The organism is Catenovulum agarivorans YM01, assembly GCF_000281085.1.
GTDB classification, from domain to species: Bacteria; Pseudomonadota; Gammaproteobacteria; order Enterobacterales; family Alteromonadaceae; genus Catenovulum; species Catenovulum agarivorans.
On record NZ_AJWM01000096.1, the window covers coordinates 1 to 20,716 of the forward strand.

At 39.3% G+C, this 20,716-nt stretch carries 15 protein-coding genes; 4 read left to right on the forward strand and 11 right to left on the reverse strand.

From position 1 onward, the window contains the following. Nucleotides 1-91: 91 nt before the first annotated feature. Both WSC_RS0102010 and WSC_RS0102015 read right to left on the reverse strand, forming a co-directional pair. Nucleotides 92-1,615: a family 43 glycosylhydrolase gene (locus tag WSC_RS0102010; protein WP_016954240.1), complete on the reverse strand. Its 1,524-nt coding sequence runs from the start codon at nt 1,613-1,615 to the stop codon at nt 92-94. A gap of 298 nt (nt 1,616-1,913) precedes the next feature. After that, a complete protein-coding gene (locus WSC_RS0102015; protein ID WP_016954241.1) occupies nt 1,914-3,101 on the reverse strand; it encodes an iron-containing alcohol dehydrogenase in 1,188 nt (395 codons plus the stop codon). A gap of 285 nt (nt 3,102-3,386) precedes the next feature. Between WSC_RS0102015 and WSC_RS0102020 the strand changes: the two genes are divergently transcribed. Further along, complete coding sequence (locus WSC_RS0102020) at nt 3,387-4,235, forward strand: type 2 periplasmic-binding domain-containing protein (RefSeq protein WP_016954242.1); 849 nt, start codon at nt 3,387-3,389, stop codon at nt 4,233-4,235. On the opposite strand, the gene WSC_RS0102025 is transcribed toward WSC_RS0102020, so the two are convergent. From WSC_RS0102025 to WSC_RS0102060, 8 genes are all read right to left on the reverse strand, one after another. Next, nucleotides 4,216-5,394 (reverse strand): ABC transporter substrate-binding protein, encoded by a 1,179-nt coding sequence (locus WSC_RS0102025; RefSeq protein ID WP_157447161.1) that lies wholly within the window; start codon nt 5,392-5,394, stop codon nt 4,216-4,218. The genes WSC_RS0102020 and WSC_RS0102025 overlap by 20 nt on opposite strands. Nucleotides 5,395-5,485: 91 nt before the next feature. Further along, nucleotides 5,486-6,568 (reverse strand): class II fructose-bisphosphate aldolase, encoded by a 1,083-nt coding sequence (gene fbaA, locus WSC_RS0102030; RefSeq protein ID WP_016954244.1) that lies wholly within the window; start codon nt 6,566-6,568, stop codon nt 5,486-5,488. Between the two features lie 12 nt (nt 6,569-6,580). Next, on the reverse strand, nt 6,581-7,351 hold the full coding sequence (gene tpiA, locus WSC_RS0102035; RefSeq protein WP_016954245.1) for a triose-phosphate isomerase: 771 nt from the start codon (nt 7,349-7,351) through the stop codon (nt 6,581-6,583). Nucleotides 7,352-7,463: 112 nt separating this feature from the next. Next, on the reverse strand, nt 7,464-8,411 hold the full coding sequence (locus WSC_RS0102040; RefSeq protein WP_016954246.1) for a sugar kinase: 948 nt from the start codon (nt 8,409-8,411) through the stop codon (nt 7,464-7,466). Continuing rightward, nucleotides 8,411-9,691, reverse strand: coding sequence for an MFS transporter (locus tag WSC_RS0102045; RefSeq protein ID WP_016954247.1), 1,281 nt, complete (start codon nt 9,689-9,691; stop codon nt 8,411-8,413). Before WSC_RS0102045 ends, WSC_RS0102040 begins: the two co-directional genes overlap by 1 nt. An 8-nt stretch (nt 9,692-9,699) precedes the next feature. Next, on the reverse strand, nt 9,700-10,035 hold the full coding sequence (locus WSC_RS0102050) for a cupin domain-containing protein (protein WP_016954248.1): 336 nt from the start codon (nt 10,033-10,035) through the stop codon (nt 9,700-9,702). 119 nt (nt 10,036-10,154) lie between these two features. Further along, nucleotides 10,155-12,368 (reverse strand): chondroitinase-B domain-containing protein, encoded by a 2,214-nt coding sequence (locus tag WSC_RS0102055; RefSeq protein WP_016954249.1) that lies wholly within the window; start codon nt 12,366-12,368, stop codon nt 10,155-10,157. A gap of 80 nt (nt 12,369-12,448) precedes the next feature. Then, nucleotides 12,449-15,565, reverse strand: a complete 3,117-nt coding sequence (locus tag WSC_RS0102060) for a TonB-dependent receptor (protein ID WP_016954250.1) — start codon at nt 15,563-15,565, stop codon at nt 12,449-12,451. Between the two features lie 245 nt (nt 15,566-15,810). Between WSC_RS0102060 and WSC_RS0102065 the strand changes: the two genes are divergently transcribed. The 3 genes from WSC_RS0102065 (at nt 15,811) to WSC_RS0102075 (ending at nt 20,016) form a co-directional block, all read left to right on the forward strand. Next, entirely contained in the window at nt 15,811-16,551 is a 741-nt protein-coding gene (locus WSC_RS0102065) for a FadR/GntR family transcriptional regulator (protein ID WP_026016613.1), read from the forward strand. 326 nt (nt 16,552-16,877) lie between these two features. Next, the gene (locus WSC_RS0102070; RefSeq protein ID WP_016954252.1) at nt 16,878-17,981 is read left to right on the forward strand and encodes a polysaccharide lyase family 7 protein; all 1,104 of its coding nucleotides are present in this window, start codon (nt 16,878-16,880) and stop codon (nt 17,979-17,981) included. Nucleotides 17,982-18,315: 334 nt separating this feature from the next. Further along, the gene (locus WSC_RS0102075; protein WP_016954253.1) at nt 18,316-20,016 is read left to right on the forward strand and encodes a VCBS domain-containing protein; all 1,701 of its coding nucleotides are present in this window, start codon (nt 18,316-18,318) and stop codon (nt 20,014-20,016) included. Nucleotides 20,017-20,080: 64 nt separating this feature from the next. On the opposite strand, the gene WSC_RS0102080 is transcribed toward WSC_RS0102075, so the two are convergent. Further along, entirely contained in the window at nt 20,081-20,560 is a 480-nt protein-coding gene (locus WSC_RS0102080; protein WP_026016614.1) for a LabA-like NYN domain-containing protein, read from the reverse strand. Nucleotides 20,561-20,716: the final 156 nt, after the last annotated feature.

Consider the following 20,716-nt stretch of genomic DNA (forward strand, 5'->3'; position numbering starts at 1 on the left):
GTGATTCAGATTTCTTTCAATCTGACGGGTTTGCCAGCTTCGCTGGGCAAACAAAGATAGGTAAGACTTGTGTCTTACCTATTAATTACGATTAAAACTGCTTATCGCCCGCTACTGGCAAAGGCGCACCAGCGAAAAAGTCTGGTGCTGATACTTCAACAGTTTGTCCGTGCGTTTTAAATACTAAATATACATTGCGATTATCGCCGCGAGCTTCGCGTAAAAAGGTTTCGGTGCGCGCATTATTAATTTCAATACTATTGTCACGTAATAACAAAGTTCCCATCAACATACCGTCCGGGCTATCACGGCGCACTTCAATATGGCCGTTGCTAATGGTTTTATGCACTGTCATACCAAAATAATAATAGCCTGTGCCTAAATCTAAGTTTTTAAATTCAACTACCGCGCCGTCTTTCGCAACTATTTTGTCTTGCACTAAGTTAAAATTTGCGCCTGCAGGTGAAATTTTAGGTTTAATGCTAAAAGGTTGTTTTATGCTAACGGCTTTAACCCCTTCTAAGGTTTGCTGCACAGGTAAAGCTAGACCATTTTCATCGTAATTTAAGTAATCAACCGACACAGAACGTTGCGTCCAAGTCCCCATGCTTTCAAACTCATCTTGTTTCCATGATGACAAGGCCGATGTATGGTAAAAGAAATATTCTTGGCCATGAAACTCGACAACTGCACCGTGATTTGATTGAGTTAAACGCCATGGTACGTAATCTTTTCCTGGAAATTTAGGGCCATTGCTATTATCAACTTGATAACCCAACTCCCAATTAATTGTGCCTTTATAATCTAGTGGGCCGGTTGCCGAATCACCGATTGAATAGTCTAAATGTGATTTAGCCCGCTTTGGATCATCTGGGTTATTTTTATCGACTTTTCCGTTATATTTTGTGTGGTATTGGTAATAGTATTTGCCGTCGCGCTTGTGCATCCAAGCAGCTTCCATGAAGTTGTTTGTGCCGTAATCCAATTTAAAATATTTGCCATCAATATCACGCATATCATCTTGCAGTTTGCCCATTAATGCACGGTTCCAATATAGATAAGCTTGGCCGTCATCATCAATAAATACCGAAGGGTCTAAACCAGCAATAGGTACGCCCGCCATGCGTTCAACCGTAACTTTATAATTACCATCCGCTCGGTTACTTTCGGCGACTGCGACATAACGGTCGACACCTTTGTCTTTACCTTTGCTCACATCTAGCAAATTGCGCATTGGGTAGTAAATATAATAAGTACCATTACGGTAAACCATATCAGGCGCCCAAATGGCCCAATCTTCATCTTCACCTTCTGGCATATCTTTAGTATGCAATATGGTGCCGTGATCGACCCAATGTTTCATATCTGCAGTTGAAAACATTTGTAATGCTTCCATATTGTGGTAACCCGGCTTATCTAAATGGTCAACCGAGGTAACCATCCACACACGACCATCCGGCATTACTTTTGGCGCTGCATCCGCTGTATACATATGCGTAATAACTGGGTTGCCATGTGGATAGGGTTTGTCGTTGACGTTCTTTTTTGCGGCTAAACCTAGCGAAGGCACAGCAATTGATGCGCTAATTAACAATGATAAAACTTTAAGCTTCATGTAACACCTTTATACTAATTGTTGTTAAGCCTAGTCTCATACAAATTTTAATAATATGTTAAATTTGGCGTCTCACATTTCAAACCTATTGTTTTAAATTTTAAATTCGTAAATGTGACTATTGGTCAATGTGTAATTTTCACAAACTTGACCTTTTGTCCTTGCGGGCTGAGATTTAGGCAGGCATTTTATCGGCGGTTATAAACATAAAAGCCACTTCTGTTACTCACTACAGAAGTGGCTTTGCTTTGGCTATCTTACTTCTTGGTTTTAACTACCCAAACGGGTTGGGTATAGTCTATTTACACAGTTGGTAAATTCTTACGATCTCATCTTTAGTAATAGGACGTGGCCCAGCTGTACTCTCTGGCGCACTGCCAGGGAACATGCGTACAACATCTTCGGCCATTTGTTCAAACTTATCTTCACCTATGCCTACATCAGACAAAGTTAAAAATGCATCCATACGTTTGAACCATTCACGTACTCTAACGTGCAGCAAGTTAGCTGCAACTAGATCATCTGTTTCTGTCACGCCAAAACAGCGGCGTGCTAATTTGGCAAAGCGATGCGGAATTGCATCCGCCATGTGTTCTAAATAAGCTGGAATAACAACAACCATGCCACGAGCATGTGGTAAGTCATAATATGCGCTTAATGGCATTTCAACCGAATGCATAGGGATGCAACCCAAACGCCCAAGCGCTTGAATACCTGACCAACCAAAAATTGAACACAATGCCAGTTGACCACGCACTTCTAAGTCTTCAAGATTGTTGATGATTTTTTCAAAATTATCCATCAAACATAAAATCATGCCTTCAGTCATCCTGTCGGCAAACTCAGATTCAGCATGGCTAGATAAATAATGTTCAACTAAATGGGAGAAAATATCGATACAGCTCTCTTTAGTTAAGTGCATAGGTACAGATTGCAGAATTTCGGGGTCGACAATCGCTACTTTTGGAATGCGGTACGGTGAACGCGAAAAGCTTTTTTCGTTGGTTTCTGCGTTTTGTATTACACCACCAGCATTACATTCTGAGCCTGCGGCTGAAATACTGGGTATTGAAATAATTGGGAAAGCACCTGTGTACTCTCTTGGTGTGCGTTCACCTAATACAACATAATCCCAAGATTTACCGCCAGAAAAAGCGGTGGCAGCTATGTATTTTGAGCCGTCTATAACGCTACCACCGCCAAGAGCAATAACTAGGTCGCATTGTTCTGCAACAAATAATTCGGTTGCCTGATCAATTGTTTGAGCGCGTGGGTTAGGTTCAATGCCAGTAAAGATTACTACATCTAAGCCAGCCGCACGCAAAGACGTTTCTACCTTGTCCACGACAGGATCTAATGATGAGCCTTTAGCATAAGTTGCTATCATGGCTTTTTTGCCATACTGAGCAGCAATTTGCCCAATTTCACTTACTCTTCCTGGTCCGTAGGTTAATTTTGTCGGAAAGTTCCATTCAAATGGAGTCATATAGCACCTCATGTAAATCTGTGTGAATTAACTTAGCTCAATACGTGTGTCACTAATGTCATGGAGTTATAATCTCATTGGTTTACCATAATGTCAAACAAAAATGTAAAAATTGGTATGAAATTGTATTTTGCTGATCTATACTGACCAGGAAATGAACAGAACGGAGTTCTTAATATCAACATTCAGTACATTGTTGAAGATGCAGTTTGTGGGGCAAGCTGCAGACAATAATGTCGAAACTGCTAAGTGAGGTGTTTGGTGATTAATTCGTTTAAAAGAAGTATGAAATGTCTGACAGTTTTGTTGGGGTTAGTTTACGCGACATTTGTTAATGCAAATCCAAATCTTGTGATTAAGCACAACAAGATAGACTCACCTAAAGAAGAATATCAGTTTGGTTTGTTAAAACTGGCGCTGAGTTATTCGGATAAAAAATATCAATTTGATGAATCTAATACTTATTTAACTCAACAAAAACTTATGTCTGATTTAGGCTCAAATAATATTAGTGTCGCTTGGGTTGGTACTTCTAGCGAATATGAACAAACATATCAACCTATCCGTGTGCCTTTGTTTAAAGGTTTATTGGGTTATCGAATATTCTTAATTAAACCCGAATTACAAGAAAGCTTTAATCAGATTAATTCGGCTAAAGACCTTTCTGGTTTACGTGCAGGGCAAGTGCGTACTTGGGTGGATACACAAATTTTGCAACAAGCCAATTTGCCCGTGGTAACTTCGAATAAATTTAGCAACTTGTTTTATATGTTAGAAGGGCAAAGGTTTGATTATTTTCCGCGTAGCGTGTACTCAGCTTATGCAGAAAAACAAAAATACCCTGAGCTGGGTTTGCAAGTCGAAAATAGTTTAATACTGGTTTATACCTTACCGGGTTACTTTTTTGTTAATAAACAAAATCAGGCGTTATACCAAGAAATTTCGACAGGACTCAACACAGCAATTGATGACGGCTCGTTTGACCAGTACATGTTAAATCATCCATTGATTAAAGATGCGCTCGAATTAAGCAACATTCAAAACCGTAAAGTTATTCGCTTAGATAATCCATTCTTGCCACCACAAACCCCAATAAACGATAAACGTTTGTGGTTTAATCTTGCGCAACATTAGCGGTTAAATGTTGTAAATAATTAAAAGAATAATTGGTCGCGTGCTGCAGATGCACTTGCTGATAGTGGCGCGACATTTTCAAAAAATTAATCTGCTCTAAATTAAAATATTGGTTGTTGTGTTTAAATAAATGCACGATTGACTCATCCATCTTTTGTAAATCTAAATTAAATGTAACACCAATATCTGCCGCAAAGTCTTTACCATTTAGATAGTCGTATAACAAGGTCATGGCGTAAGCGCCTTGCAAAAAGTGTCCGCCATAACTAACGCGCATTTGTTTTAATTCAATCGCTTTTAATGCATCCGAATTCCAGTCAACCCCGCCTATTATGTATTGAGTTGGGTCTAAGTTTGCATCCTTCAGTCCGTCTATTGCTCCTAAGGCTAACTCGTCATTAGCACACCAAATAATTTTTACGTCACCATGGCGTTTGAGTAGTTTAGGTAAAACTTCTTTTGCCCTGTTGCGCGACCAACTACCTTCAATTAGTTGGGCCAAATGAAAATCAGTTAAGCTGTTCAGCGCCTCGTTTAAGCCTTGTTTTCGTAAAAAACTCGCACTATGTGTGCGCTCTCCCGCTATTGCGATAACCGGAATATTAGTTTTATCTGTCGGGTTTTGCGCGGCATAATGGGCTGCTAAATAATGCGTCAGCTCTTTGCCTGCTTTTTTGTCATCTGTTCTAAATTCGCCAAGCCAATGTTTGAATAGTCCCCTTGGCCGTCCGACTGAGTTATTGTTAGTGTTGTCGAGTAAACTGTCATTGAGGAAGTTGGTAATAATACTGATTGAAGAAATGTTAGCTCGCTCTAGGATATCTAAAACTTTGCTGCCTTTGTTTAAGAAATTGTAGAAGATAACAGCATCAATTTTGCCATGCTTGCCAGCAGCGACTTCCAGCGCACGCTCAACATAGTCAAATCGATTGCGATTAAAATCCACAATTACTAGCTCAACACCTAAATCTTGGGCAGCTTTTGCAGTAAATTTGTGTGTATGTTTCCAAAAGGCATTACCTTCACCAAATATGATTTTTTCGTCGGCTAAATCAATTGGTACAAACCAGGCGATACGTAAATTTGCCTGCGCATTAAAGGTGCAGAAAAGTAACAAGAGGTAGGCTATCTGGCGATAGCCTATTGTAATATGTGACATAGCAGAGCAAATAATGTGTTTCATCTAACAAGTATAGTTAGCTGCAACAAATTGACAAATATGCCAACTGCTTTTGAATAAATTTTGCCTTTTATCTAAGTAAGGTATTACGGTTGATACAATTTAAATCAGCAAAACTCTGCTCTAAGCGCTTAGCCATGTTTTCTTCACCTTTGCGCAACCAAACTCTAGGGTCGTAGTATTTTTTATTCGGTTTGTCTTCACCATCTGGGTTGCCAATTTGACCTTGCATATAGCCTTCGTTGGCTAAGTAGTATTGGTGAATACCTTGCCAAGTCGCCCATTGAGTGTCTGTGTCGATATTCATTTTAATTACACCATAACCAATAGAGTCACGAATATCTTGTAAATCAGAACCTGAACCACCGTGGAACACAAAGTTAAGTGGGTTGTATTTAAGGACAAAGTTGTCAACTAAATAGGCTTGGGAATTGCGTAAAATCGCTGGCTCTAATTGCACATTGCCTGGCTTGTATACACCGTGGACGTTACCGAACGAGGCTGCTACTGTGAACCTATCACTAATCTTAATCAGTTTGCGATAGGCATAAGCAACGTCTTCTGGCTGAGTGTACAAAGCAGCACTATCTATACCGGTATTATCAACCCCATCTTCTTCGCCGCCTGTACAACCTAACTCAATTTCTAAGGTCATTTTTATGTTGTACATACGTTTTAAATATTGTGCACATGTATCAACGTTTTCTTTTAACGACTCTTCCGATAAATCAATCATGTGCGAACTAAACAAACTCTCGCCATGTTTTAAGAAATATTCTTCACCTGCATCTAACAATCCATCAATCCACGGCAATAGTTTTTTCGCAGCATGATCTGTATGTAAGATCACCGGAACCTTGTAATGTTCAGCGGCCATACGCACGTAATGTGCACCAGCAATCGCGCCCGCGATTGACGCTTCAATTGAATCTAATTCGCTGCCTTTACCAATAAAAAAGCCAGCACCACCGTTAGAGAACTGAATAATAATCGGTGAATTAACTTTTTTTGCGGCTTCTAACGCTGCGTTAATTGAATTGGTATTAACCACGTTAACAGCAGGGATGGCGAACAAATTTTGTTTAGCAATAGCAAACAACTTTGAAACATCATCACCGGTTAACACACCATGAGTTTTGGATAATCTTGGCATAGATAAAGCCTCTTAAACGGTTTTTTGGGAAAATTGATCGGCGACCTGACAAATTTCCATAAAGTGTGATGGATCTAAGCTAGCGCCGCCGACTAACAAACCATCGATATTTTTTTGTTCCAAAAGTAGTGCTGAGTTGGTTTTATTGACGCTACCGCCGTACAAAATACGTACTTTTTCGGCAACATCTTTACCAAATAAATGTTTAATCTCTTTACGAATAAAACAATGTACTTCTTCGGCATTTTCCGCTGATGCGGCGTTGCCTGTGCCTATTGCCCAAACGGGCTCGTAAGCAATTAATACATCGTCACCGCTAAATTCAATGCCTTCTAAACCTTCACTGATTTGTCTAAACAACACATCACGGGTCACTCCCGCATCGCGCTCTTCGGCATTTTCACCTATGCATAACACAGGTTTTAAATCGTTGGCTATGGCGCTTTGAACTTTAATATTGCACGACTGGTTGTTTTCACGAAACATTGAGCGACGCTCTGAGTGGCCAATTAAACAATATTTACAGCCGGCTTCTTTAAGCATTTGCGCTGAGGTTTCGCCTGTGTAGGCACCAGACTCAAATTTACTGACGTTTTGACTGCCAATGACTACACTCGAGTACTGTAAAAAACTCAGCATTTCACGTAGATAAATATAGGGTGGGCAGACTACTACATCGGCTTTAAAGTATTTTCGGATAAAACTGGCAACTGATTTACACAATAAATCTATGTCACCATTGAGTTTCCAGTTGGCAATAATAATAGGGTTTCTAGCTTTCATAACGATAACCACCTTTAAAAAAGAACATCCATGTATAAAGTACGACTACTAAATTGTGGGCCTGCTTATCTTTAGTAAACAGGCCCTAATCTTTTAAAATAGCAAAGGCGTGTTATTTTGCAGGTGCAAAGTCCAAAAATAACTGTTTTACTTTTTTCGAGAATATTTCTGCGTCAACAATGGCACCTTTGTGCTGAACAACTTCACCGGCAATGCTGCTGGCCATTTTTACGCTGGTTTCAATATCGTAACCATTTAAACGCGCGCCAAAATAAACGCCATTAAATGAATCACCCGCTGAGGTGGTGTCAACTACATTAGTCACTGGGGTAATCTTGACGACAGTTTGTTTGTTTTTGTATTGCACAGTTACGTGTTTAGCACCGTTTTTCAACACCAATTCTTTAATTGGGTAAACTGACAAAAAGTCTAAAACCCCTTGTTCATCGTCAATGCCATATAACAGACTGAAGTCTTCAACACCTGGCAATAAAATATCAGACAAGATAAAACATTGTTGAAACAAGGTTTTTGCAACATTTGCGTCAGCCCAAAGTTTTGGTCGATAGTTAGGGTCAAAGGCAATCCGGACGCCTTTTTGTTTTAACTTATCTAACAAATCAAAAAACTTTGCTTGATCTTCTTTTGGTAAAATGGCTAAAGAAATACCAGAGAAAAAGAAAATATCTGCACTGCTTAATGATTGAATCTTGCTTGTATCTAACAATTCAATCGTGCGTTTCGCAGCTGAGTTTTCGCGCCAATAGTTAAATATCTTTTCACCCACTTCGTCGTTATGGATCCAGTACAAACCTGGAATTAACTTAGGATGACGCAATACATTGCTATTGTTCAGCTGCTCGCGAGCAAAAGTTTCAACCATTTGCTCACTTTGCAAATCTTCACCGACAGCGGTTAATAAACCGCTGTCGATATATTTAAAGGTTCGTTTTAAATACACACAAGTATTAAAAACGTCACCGCCAAACCCTTGGTGAAGAGCGCCTTCGCGAGAAGAAAGCTCAATCATACATTCACCGAAAGCAACAAACTGACTCATTATCTAGCCCCTTTTTTGGCCACTCTTTTAACTTTGCCGCCAAGTAATACAGAGATAAAACATAAAGGTACGAAGGTTGCTGCCAAACCAAATACCACTGAGTAGTTACCGCCAGCTGACAAGATAGGTACCAACTGAGTCACCACAATAACGCTAAATACCGCACAAGCACCAGACAAACCAGCCAAAGAGCCAACGGTTTTACCTGAGAAATAGTCGCTCGGTAGGGTTTGAATATTGCCGATAACGACTTGGAAACCGAATAAAATAAAGGCAATTAAGGTTACAGCCATAGTTGCAGTGTCAGCGTAAATAGTTGCTAAAAGTGCTGGCAACATAAACAAACAGCCAAAACCAATAACAGTGCGACGAGCGCGGTTAACCGACCAACCTTTGTCAATTAATCGACCAGATAAATAACCACCTAATAAAGCACCGACCATAGCACCCACATACGGAACCCAAGAGAAAGCACCAATTTGTTGAACGTCAAAACCAAATCTTTCATTTAAGTACAGTGGCAACCAAGCAACAAATAACCACCAAACAGGGTCAATAAAGAAACGAGCTGCAATAACACTCCACGCCTGTTTATGGCTTAATAATTGACGGTATGAAGGTACATATTCTTCTTGTCCTCCAGCAGCGTCTTTTTCAGCTTGCTGACCTTGCAAAATGTACTGACGCTCAGCTTCTGCAATTAATGGGCTTTCGCTAGGCGTACCCTTGTATAAATACAACCAAGGAACTAACCAGAATAAACCAACACCACCTATTACAAAGAAAGTTGCTTCCCAACCGATAAATGCATATAAAGCAGCAATTAATGGTGGAGCAATAATAGAACCAATTGACGCGCCTGCATTAAAAATACCTTGGGCTAACGCACGTTCTTTAACAGGGAACCACTCAGCATTTACTTTAGTTGCACCCGGCCAGTTACCTGCTTCACTGAAACCTAGTAAAAAGCGGAATATCGAAAACGATGTTACTGTGGTAGCAATACCATGCAAAATAGTTGCAATTGACCAAACACCAATTGATAAGGTGAAACCAATACGTGCACCTAATTTATCGAATAAACCACCAAATACACCTTGACCGATTGCGTATGAAATCATAAACACAGACATGATATTCGCGTAATCAGATCTATCTAGGCCAACATCTTCGGCAATACCTGGCCACATTACAGCTAACGCTGAGCGGTCGATATAGTTGATTACTGTTGCTAAAGCAATTAAGGCTATTACGGCCCATCTAAGTCGGTTAATAAACATCTTTCACCTCACAGAAAATCTTCACGAACTGGACTAAAGGTATCGATTAAAACACCCGCCTCGATACACACAGCACCGTGCAACTCTTCAGGTGGAATATAAAAACCATCGCCTGCTGTTAAACGCTGTACTTCGCCATTAATAAATACATCAAATACACCACTTTCCACATAAGTTGATTGTGAATGTGGATGTTGATGACGGTATCCTTCTGCGCCTTGTTCAAACCAAACTTTAACTACCATAATTTCATGGTTGTAACCTAAAATTTGACGTTTAACACCGCCGCCCAAATCTTCTACTTGTACTTTTTCAGCTTTTACAAAACGTTCACTCTGTGTCATGGGATACCTCTTTGTATAAATTAAAACTTTAGCTGACCTCTACCTGTTTTCACTAAAAACAGGCGCGCGTCCCTGCGCTACACGACTACCGTAAATCAAGGTCAGACTTACGATTCGGTTTATTTCGACGCTGTTATCGAAATATCAAACTCTGCTGTGTTAACTAAGTGGTTATTTTCAATCGCCACTTTTGGCTCACCCACCTGGGTAACTAGCTGTACACTCGCTGAATTTTTAAAATTGTTGTTTTTAATGTGCATTTCTTGCACACCTAATAACTCAAGGGCCAAACCACCTTTGTTATTTTTGCCTGTACCAACATTAGTGAGTTGGTTATTTTGCATATTTAGGTGCGGGCCAAAGGTACTTTCATCACGGCCGCCTCGGTATAAACGCACCAGCGTACCGTGAATATCGCTAAAACTATTGTTAAGCAGCACAACATGGTCTGCGTTAAATACACCTAGGTCATCTGTTTCTTTATTCAGGCGCAAAATGTCACCCGTGATATTTTTAAACTTTGAATTGGTGATAGAAATTGTGTCTGCAAGGCTTCTAAAACCTGCATCAAATATGTTGTAAAAACCATTGATGTCTAAGTCTCGTACTACCAAGTTATCCATGACTAAACGGAAGTTTTTGTACATACCAGACTTCAAGGTTCTAAAAATGGTATTACCTTTATAATCAGGGGCTGCATCTCCTGCTATAGTTACATCAAGCATTTTTAATGAGCCATTGTTTTGAATTTCTAAAAAGGTACTGCGCATTGGTAAAATGGTTACATCTGCACCTTTTTGTGCTTTAACTGTGATGGTTTTATCTAAAAAGATAATTTTTGGTGACGGATACAAACCAGCAGCAAGTTCTAGCACGTCGCCGTCATCGGCCGCAGCAATCGCATCAAATAAAGTATTCTCACCCGCTTGTACTTGATGAACTTTACCTGAATCAAACGGGGTAAAAGCGGCTTTTTTGCCATACCAAGCAGGACCAACTTGTTCTTTGGATAAAACCTTAAAGTTTTTCGCCACACCTACATTGTTAATGTTTGCTGGGTAAATTAAACCGTTAGCTGCACGTTTGATTTTTAATCTATTTGCTGACGTGTTATCTAAAGGGATTGCGCGACTTAACACATTTACCGCTGGGTTATTGTCGAAATCTATACCTGATGCATCTGAATGCACAGTGACTAAATTTTTTTCTGTATGGTTGTAGATAAAGTTATTGGTAAAAGTTGAATCGCTTGGCGCTTCACTTCGTTCTGCATCTGCACCTGCACCAATTTCAATAAAATCTAAATCTACAAAAGTGTTATTTTCTATTTGTGCATTTTTTACTGACATATAACGGTTAACCGGTGAATTTGGTACCCCATTCATCACAGTAAAACCTGCGCCAAAACGATAACCTGTTAACCCTTCTAAATAGTTGTTACGTACAACCTGGTCTTGGTTGATGATGCGAATACCACCAGTGTGCTCAACACCATGGCCAAAAAACACGTTTGATTCAACCAAATTACCATTGCCGTGACGCAAGGTTAATGTACCTTTTGAGCGATCAAACACATTGTTGGTTAAACGGTTTTTACCGGATTTAATCGAAATAATTTCAACTTCACCATCACAGTTTTCAAAATAGTTTGAATCGATTGTGGTCAGTGAATTAAACATTGAATAATGGCTAGTACCAACACGTAAAGTTTCACCACCATTTGAACCAAATACTGGACGATAACCAAAGTAGTTGTGGTCGATTAAATGGTTATTTTCGCGGCTTTCTTCAGTGTCTAATCTTACCGCTACTGTTACACCGCGGTTGCGTTTGCCCGCAAGATAATTGTGGTCGAAACGATTGTTCTTGCCATATAAAGCCACCCAATAATCAGACTCGAATCTGTCAGGGTTGCTAAACTCATCAATCACTACTTCGGTTACACGGCTGTGGTATGCAAGCTTGTCTTTGTTAATTCTAAAAGAAATAACCTCAGGGCTAGGGGTATAACCTTGAGTAAACACCAATCCTTTAACAACTAAATACTCACCTGCTAAACGCAAGTTAGATTGGCCAGTAATCAATACCTGTCCGTTAGTTTGTGCGCGTAAAGTAATTGGTTTAGCTTGAGTACCTTGGCCGTGAAAAACTATTTCAAAGTTCTCCCATTGACCATTTGCTAATACAACTTCGTCGCCTGCCTGTAGCTTGTTCGCCACTTGCTGATACTGAGCAATTGTTTTAACTAAATAAGTCTCGGCATTAGCGCTATAGGCAATACAAGCCAATAACACAATAATAGATAAACCGAATGTATTCCGTGTGATTTTCATATAAACGCTACCGTTAAAAAAAGCGGAACATTCGCAAGTAGGCAAATGGAATGTTCCGCTGAAGAACCAACTTTTACAGATTAAAACTTAGCTTTAAGTGACAAGAAGTACTTAGAGCCAGTAGATGAAATTTCATGGATGTTTGAATCTACACCACGAACTTGCACCTGAGGTTCGTTTAACAAGTTCAGCGCTTTTAAGCTCACTGAGAATGTTTTGTTGATTTTGTACTTAGCACTGAAATCTAAGTATTCAGAGTCAAGTACATGGCGAATCGAATTATCGTCAAATAGATCACTTGGTTGAAAATATTTCGAACGGAATTTATACAACACACGGAATGAAACATCATCAAAATCCCAATATACTGATGCAGAGCCTGTTTCTTTCGAATTACCCCACATATTCGCAGGTGCTAACAATCCAGGATATCTTGGATCTTGGCGTGCATAATCTGAATCCGAATAGTTATAGGCTGCTTTTACACCAATGCCATCAAATGGCGCTGGTAATTCACTAAAGTGTTTTTGTGCCGAGATTTCAAAACCTGTAATCGTCGACGTTTGGTCGAGGACATCATTCATATCAACGCGTTGAGTGATTTGATAAACGTCATCACCAAAGGTTAGATTGAAGTCTTCATTCACTGGTGAAGAGCCCAATACAGCATCAAATTGTTTCCAATAATACGCAAAACTCATATATGCATCTTCACTTGGATACCATTCTAATGACAAATCACCGTTCCAAGACATCAAAGGTTTAACCGCTGGGTTACCACCATTAACACGGTCGATAAGGCCAACGATCTGTTCTATATTGGTAATTTTTCCGTCGACAAGCTGTAGAGAAACACCTGATTCATCATCGCCGTTTTCTAAATCTCCATTTACAAACTCTCGGCCAGCAGACATATCTTGTAATGCCACTCGAGACATAGCTCGGAACGCACCTAAACGTAACATCAATTCGTCATTTAAATGGAAAGTAATGTTTGCGCTTGGTAACCAACGCAAGTTGCTTGCGCTCACTGCTATTGGTTCACCAGCACCACTGGTATCTGCTTTCAATTCATACGAAACTTCTTGGGTTGTTGCGTCAGTAACTTGCTCAATGACAAGTCCACGGCTACGACTGATTGAATCAATTTCAGTACGCACAGCACGCACACCAAAATTACCTTCTATCGGTAAGCCTGCTATTTCACTACGGAAGTTTGCCATAGCGTAACCAGCCAATATAGTTTCAGTTGCGTCTACATCATTCGGACTATGTTTGCTATCAGCTTCGCCGATATCTACATAACGTCGGCTTGCCGCATCAGGGTTGTCTCTATCATATATTTGCGCTACCGCACATTCACCATCAAAAATAGCATAGGCGCCAGAACCATTTCCGTCTTGACCACCGAAGAAGTTACTATTGTTGAACTCACTAATACAGTTTTGCACTACATCTGCAATCAGTTCTGGTGCCATTGACACCTCATTAGCGTTTAAAACATGCTCTGCGTTACTTGTATCAAATTCAGTTTCAGTCAGCTTTTCGCCACGCATAGTTCTAACAACACGAGTATCGTCGTCAACATACATAGTTTCTTCTGATAAACGCACACCGGTTTTTATGCTTTCAATAAAATCCCCACCGACATAATATTCAACATCAACGCGGCCAGCATAAATTGTATCGTCTCGCTCTTCATGTTCTCGGTAATAACGCAATCTATCAACATTGTCTTGCCATGCGGTTACGTCACTAATATCAAAGCCAATGCTAGTTGCATCATGACCTTCTTCCCATGGTGCATTGCCATTTGCGTCATCAAAGCCGAACGAAGGCACTAAAGTTGAGCGGCGATCCCAGGTGTAATTGTATTCTTGTGCTGTCTCGACACGCGCACGCTGACGTAAGCGGTAGCGATATGAATTTGAATAAGATAAATCAAGATCAACTTTTAAGTTAGTGTTTGGTGTGTAAGTGGTTTTTAAACCCCAGCCGGTATATTCGTCATATTGGCTGCGGCGCTCACCAATTAATTGTAGGTCTGACAAACCTTTATAATAGGTCAAAGCGTTCTCGTCATTGATAATCATGCTGTCTGCATAATGTTCATCGCGAGAGTTTGAAACCGCTAATTCATGTCTATGTTCAGTGTATTCTAATTCAGAGTAAGCAATATCAAAGTTGAAATCCCAATGCTCATTTGGCGTATATTGAATAGTTGATACAATGCCTTTTCGCTCATCTTCATCTTCTATTGTGCGATAGGTAAAACTATTTGGGATCATAAACAAACTAGAACGGTCAAATTGGTCGATAGCATTGTTAGATGCTTCAACATCGCCTTCTGGCATTATTACGTGTGCGCTTCCTCTGTCAGTACGCGCATCACAATCTACTTCACCGTCAATGTCGCTACCATCTGCTCGACGCAATCCACAAACATTTAACGTTGAACTAGATGTATAAATTTCTTCTGGATTAGATGAATCAGAATAAGTAACACCTAAGCTATAACCTAAATCGCCACCGTCGACTTCCAGGTTATTTACCGTAGAGAATAAAAACTCTTTACCGTAAGGACTCATGCCATCTATATGATCTGCGCCTTGGTTATACACACCAGTCAACTCGACTATGGTTTGTTTTTTACCGTAAGCGACAGGTTTTAATGAAGTGATATCAATTAAACCTGATACACCACCTTCTACTAAATCAGCTTGTTGTGTTTTATATACAACAACTTTATCAACTAGTTCTGAAGGGAATTTTTTAAAGTTAACAGCGCGGTTTGGACCTGCATTGGTAATTGGTCGACCGTTAAAGGTCGCACTACCTAAAAACGGACCTAAACCACGTAGTGAAATTTCGTTTTGGCTACCTTTTAATCTATGGCCGGTTGCACCTGGCACGTTTTCAATAACGTCTGACAACGACAAGCCTGGTAAGTCACCAAAATCTGCTGCTGCAATTGCATCAACAACTGCTACAGTATGTTTTTTCTCACTTAATGAGCGACTCATAGTCGCACGATTACCTGTAACTTGAATAACTTCTGCTACTTCTTCGTCTTGCGCTACGTCTTCCGCAGCGATAACCGCTTGTGGAGCCATAGACAATAAAAGAGTTGAGCTACCGTATACAAATACATTTCTTATCGCTTCAGCGATTTTATTTGTTTTATGTGTTTGTTTCATGCTGAGTCCTCTATCTGACCTTTATGTTTTACCTAATTTAAAATGATCACAACCTAATTGTCAAACACTTTAAAATATTTTTAACATAAAATGTTTTACAAGGTGGTATACCATGACTATAGTCAAATTTAGGGTGGAAACAATAAAGATAGATTTTGTTTTACAATTTTGCTAATTTAATAGTCATATTAATTGTAAGAAATTAAATGCTCTGTATCAGAGCTATTGATAGTGAGGAATTTGTTTTGAAAAGTCGTCGTTTATTTTGGAGTGTCGTAGATAAAATAGAAGAAGGCATAGATAACGGCTCTTATTTGCCTGGCACCCGTTTACCCTCTGAGCGTGAACTTTCTGAGTTGTTTAACGTTAGCCGTCCAACCTTGCGTGAAGCTATTATAGCGTTGGAGGTTCGAGGTCGTGTTGAAGTGCGCACTAATGCAGGTGTGTATGTTATGAATCAAGAAGACAAAGCCAAGAAATCCGCGGTGAGTCATATATCGGCTTTCGAATTAACGCAGGCGCGTGCTTTAGTTGAAGGTGAAGCGGCTGCGTTAGCTGCTGTTTCTATTACTCCTGAAGAATTAGATAAACTGGGTGAATTGGTCGAAATGCTGGATGATGAAGCTAGCAGTGATGAAGCAGATAGAGACTTCCACTTAACGATTTGCCAAAGCACTCGAAACAAAGCACTAATTCATACAATTCAAAATTTGTGGGAATTGCGTAAACAACCTTCTGTACAACAGGCGCATAGCTATATTTGTAGCCAAAGTACTGCTCAACGTAAAGAAGAGCATAATGTTATTTATCAAGCTTTAAAAGCTCGTAAGCCTGAACAAGCTAGAAGCGCAATGCACAAACACTTTAATCGTTTGATTAATGCTTTATTTGAAGCAAGTGAAGTACAAGCACTAGAAGAAATTAAACAAAAATCTGAAGCTACCCGTCAGTTGTATTCGTTAGACCGCATATTATCGAGCAAGTGATCCTTGCTCGAGCCTTCTACCCTCCAACTATAACTATTCACCACCTATAAGTATTTTTTATAACCCACCCATATTTCACAGCCAACTTGTTTGACAAAACAAACAAGCTAACCAATATTTATTCAAAGTTAATAACTTTTTATTTACTCATTAGCTTTAACTAAACAGCTGTTTTTACATTTTTTTTTAATTTACTAGGCTCTTAACATCCTTTTTAATTACAATCTTATTGAATGTGTATTACATAATTGTAATAATAAAATCAATTGCAGATAAACTTGTAATTAATTTTGCACCTTCAACTTAAGCAACAAAGGTAGACTTTTATGCAATCAATTAAAGCAGTTAGCGTGTTATCTATAGTCGCCACAGCGCTTATAGCTTGTTCGTCAACTACAAATTCAGAGTCAGCTACGGCGTCAACTAATAGTTCGATCCCTGCTGAAAAATTTGATCTAAGCGAGTGGAAAATTACCTTACCAATGGACGGAGACGGTGATGGAAAAATTGACGAAATTGATGTTAAAGAAATTCAAAGTTATTCACATCCAGATTATTTTTACGTCAATGCAGACGGACACATGGTATTTGCTGCGCCAAACAAAGCTATAACAACCAGTGGCTCAAGTAATACGCGCAGTGAATTACGCCATCAACTACGTGGCAGTAATACTAAGATTAAAACCAAAGCACCACAAAATAATTTTTATTTATTAGCCCATCCTTTGTCAGACCGTTTTGAGCGTTTAGGCGTACGAATTGGTGGCAAAATGGAGGCGAGTTTAAAAGTTGATCATGTGGCAACAAGAGCGGGTCATCCAGACAAACCACCTGCTTATTCGGTTGTTGTTGGTCAAATTCATGCGGGTAAAGACCAAAAAATTATAGATCTTGGCCTTGGTTTTGGTTGGGGTAACGAGCCAATCAAAATTTATTATAAAAAATTCCCGCATCATGACAAAGGTTCAGTATTTTGGAATTATGAACGTAATTTGCCAAAAGATGATCCAAATCGTACCGACATTGCATACCCTGTTTGGGGTAACATCTGGGAAAACCCAGCAGACCCAGGCGATAAAGGCATAGCGTTAGGTGAGGAATTTAGTTATGTAATTAACGTACATAACAATATTATGCATCTAGAATTTACCGCAAAAGACAAACCTACTGTTAAATATTCAATCGATCTGACAAACAATATAGATGCCTATGGCAAGGTAGATGAGTTTGATCATCCAGCTGGCTACACTGGTGATTGGAATTATTTTAAAGCGGGTGCCTATAACCAATGTAGTACTAAAGATGCTGCAGGTGGTTGGTACACAGCTTGTCCCGGTACTGGTGACTGGCAAACCGACAAAGCTAATGGTGATTATGTGCAGGTAACTTTCACTAAATTAAAAGTAGGAGAAAGTACTCCAGTTAAATAAATAAAGGCTATGAACCAAGTAATAAAAGGCACTTTTTAGTGCCTTTTATTTTAACTGATTAAATAAAATTAATTTTAGTGAACTGTAACCAACTTTTATTTTTATGTAATACATAATTGTTAGTCATAAATGTAAAAACATCTTGTAAACAATGTCGTATTTGTTGTATTGTAAACGTATCGTTAATTTAGATAGCGAACAAAATGGAATGTTTTATTCTTGTGAATAAAACAACTTGTCCGGAAGACTAATTGGCAAATACAACACAAAGAACTGACAATTTTACCTAAAGTGTTTAGCAAATAGACTGGGTAAGCTAACGAGGAATTAAATCATGAATATGAAAAAATGCTTGATTACTGCCGCTATGGCATTGTCACTAACTGCCTGTGAACTCGACACAGACAGCACAGGTGATAACGTTTCTGCTCCTGAAAACCTTCCAGCGGTTATTTTGGGTGACTTAACCCATGCAATTCAAAATGATGCGGGTGATCTTCAAGGCAAAATTTCTGTTAGCGATCCTGACGCTGGCGAAAATGGTGTTATTGAACAAGTTAGTATGGCAACAACCTATGGTACTTTCTCAATCGATTTTGCTGGAAACTGGGTATATACGGTTAATACCAGTGATGCAACGGTAGCCAATTTGGTTGATGAAAACGACTCTATCGTAGATGTTATTACCATTACCTCAATTGATGGTGTTACTGCAAATATTGAAATTACCATCAATGGTCAGCCAAGCACACCTATGGTGACTAACAATGTATTAAAGATAACGGATACTGATAGCGGCGATTCGGGTGAATTACGCGAAAAATTTGGTCCTTTAACTGTAGGTAAGTTAAATATTCGTTTTAACAAAGAAGAAGTTTTAACTGCTGATGGCAGTGTCAAAGAAGCTTATATTGCACTTTGGGGCACTTCAACTTCAACGTCTAACGCTTTGGTTGATTTACGTATAAGCAATGGTTCGTTCAAGATCCGTGAAGCGACTACTGACGTAACCCCTACTTTCACTTTAAATGAGTGGAATGATGTAGAAATTACTTGGGACGCGACCAATGCCACCGACACAGTTGCACCGTTAGTTACTGTTAAAATTAACGGTGTCGATTCTGGTTTAGGTACGTTTTCATCATTCAGTAAAGACCTGCCGTCAGTCATGGCAGGTGCTGATAAACTAGTACTAAAATTAAGTGACAATAGCTCAATAGTAAACGGCGCTGTTTATTACGACGATATCGTTATTTATTCAGACTTAACCGGTACAACTAAAGTATTTGAAGAAGACTTTGAAGCATACGCAGCAGACTTTGACCTATCGAGCGTTTATACCGACTCAGCTACAAACGAAGCTGTTGTTGCGCAACAAACTAGCAGTGCGCCAGTTGTAACCACGACTAAAGTTGCGAAGATTTCTGATACAGATAGTGGCGATTCTGGTGAGTTGCGTCATGAGTTTGAAAACGGTGCGCTTAAAACTGGTAAAATTACCGCTCGATTCAATAAAGATGAAGTTCTTACAAGTGACGGTAGTGTTAAAGAAGCTTATATCGCCTTGTGGGGTACTTCTACTTCTACGTCAAATGCACTAGTAGACCTAAGAATCAGTAATGGTTCATTTAAAATTCGTGAAGCAACAACTGATGTAACACCAACCTTTAACATTGGTGAATGGGTTGATGTAGAAATGACTTGGGATGCAACTAATGCGTCTGACACAGTTGCACCACTTGTTACCGTTAAAATTAATGGTGTTGATTCAGGTTTAGGCCAATTCTCATCGTTTTCTAAAGACCTTAGCGCGATTTCTGGTGGTGTAACTAAGCTGGTATTAAAACTTAGTGATAATAGTGCTACAGTGACTGGCAGCGTATATTACGATGATCTTAAAGTGTACTCAGATGTGGCTGGTACAACGTTAGAGTGGGAAGAAGACTTTGAAACTTATTCAGCCGATTATGATTTGTCAATCACTTATGATGATTCTGCAACTAACGAAGCCGTTGTAGCTGAAAAAGATCTGTAAATTTAACAACTTGTATCTTGTTATCTAAAGGCACGTTTTACGTGCCTTTTTTATTGCGCTAGCTTTAAGCTAATAACAAATCATGCTCGATAGGAAAATACTCTGTAGCGGATGAAATTAGTGAATTTGCCGTTAATTGAGGAACACCATAGACCTCAACTCTTTTGTTCTTTTTAATCCTCAAATTATCAACAAGTAGATCAAAGTCACCGTCACCAGATAGCAAAACAATAGTATCAACATCATTAGCATACTCTAAGGCATCAATAGTAATTCCAACGTCCCAATCACCTTTTGCTGAGCCATCCGCTCTTTGGATGAAGGGTTTTAGTTTTACTTCGAAGCCGATAGCTCTGAGTATATTTTGAAACTCTAATTGTTTCTTATCGCCTCGATCAATCGCGTAAGCTATGGCTTTTACAACTTCCCGTCCGTTACTAACTTCAGCCCAGAATTTATTGTAATCAAATCTTCCATTGTAAGCTTGTTTGGTTGTGTAATAGACATTTTGAACATCAACTAAGATTAGTAATTTTTTAGACATAAGTTTTAATTTTGCTTGTTTTACCCCGCAATATACGGCAATTGATGGTAGTGGCAAACAAATAGCCATTTAAAAGACTAAATAACCTCTGCAGAGGCTAAATATCAAGTAGGGTGAGGCTTACGCCTCATCCCTCTCACAGAACCGTACGTACGG

Bases quoted from the DNA above. Each gene is read 5' to 3' on its own strand.
- WSC_RS0102070 (WP_016954252.1), top strand. From the start codon at position 16,878: ATGCAATCAATTAAAGCAGTTAGCGTGTTATCTATAGTCGCCACAGCG.
- tpiA (WP_016954245.1), bottom strand. From the start codon at position 7,351: ATGAAAGCTAGAAACCCTATTATTATTGCCAACTGGAAACTCAATGGT.
- WSC_RS0102040 (WP_016954246.1), bottom strand. From the start codon at position 8,411: ATGAGTCAGTTTGTTGCTTTCGGTGAATGTATGATTGAGCTTTCTTCT.
- WSC_RS0102015 (WP_016954241.1), bottom strand. From the start codon at position 3,101: ATGACTCCATTTGAATGGAACTTTCCGACAAAATTAACCTACGGACCA.
- WSC_RS0102055 (WP_016954249.1), bottom strand. From the start codon at position 12,368: ATGAAAATCACACGGAATACATTCGGTTTATCTATTATTGTGTTATTG.
- WSC_RS0102045 (WP_016954247.1), bottom strand. From the start codon at position 9,691: ATGTTTATTAACCGACTTAGATGGGCCGTAATAGCCTTAATTGCTTTA.
- WSC_RS0102025 (WP_157447161.1), bottom strand. From the start codon at position 5,394: ATGTCACATATTACAATAGGCTATCGCCAGATAGCCTACCTCTTGTTA.
- WSC_RS0102020 (WP_016954242.1), top strand. From the start codon at position 3,387: ATGAAATGTCTGACAGTTTTGTTGGGGTTAGTTTACGCGACATTTGTT.
- WSC_RS0102060 (WP_016954250.1), bottom strand. From the start codon at position 15,565: ATGAAACAAACACATAAAACAAATAAAATCGCTGAAGCGATAAGAAAT.
- WSC_RS0102080 (WP_026016614.1), bottom strand. From the start codon at position 20,560: ATGTCTAAAAAATTACTAATCTTAGTTGATGTTCAAAATGTCTATTAC.
- WSC_RS0102075 (WP_016954253.1), top strand. From the start codon at position 18,316: ATGAATATGAAAAAATGCTTGATTACTGCCGCTATGGCATTGTCACTA.
- fbaA (WP_016954244.1), bottom strand. From the start codon at position 6,568: ATGCCAAGATTATCCAAAACTCATGGTGTGTTAACCGGTGATGATGTT.
- WSC_RS0102010 (WP_016954240.1), bottom strand. From the start codon at position 1,615: ATGAAGCTTAAAGTTTTATCATTGTTAATTAGCGCATCAATTGCTGTG.
- WSC_RS0102050 (WP_016954248.1), bottom strand. From the start codon at position 10,035: ATGACACAGAGTGAACGTTTTGTAAAAGCTGAAAAAGTACAAGTAGAA.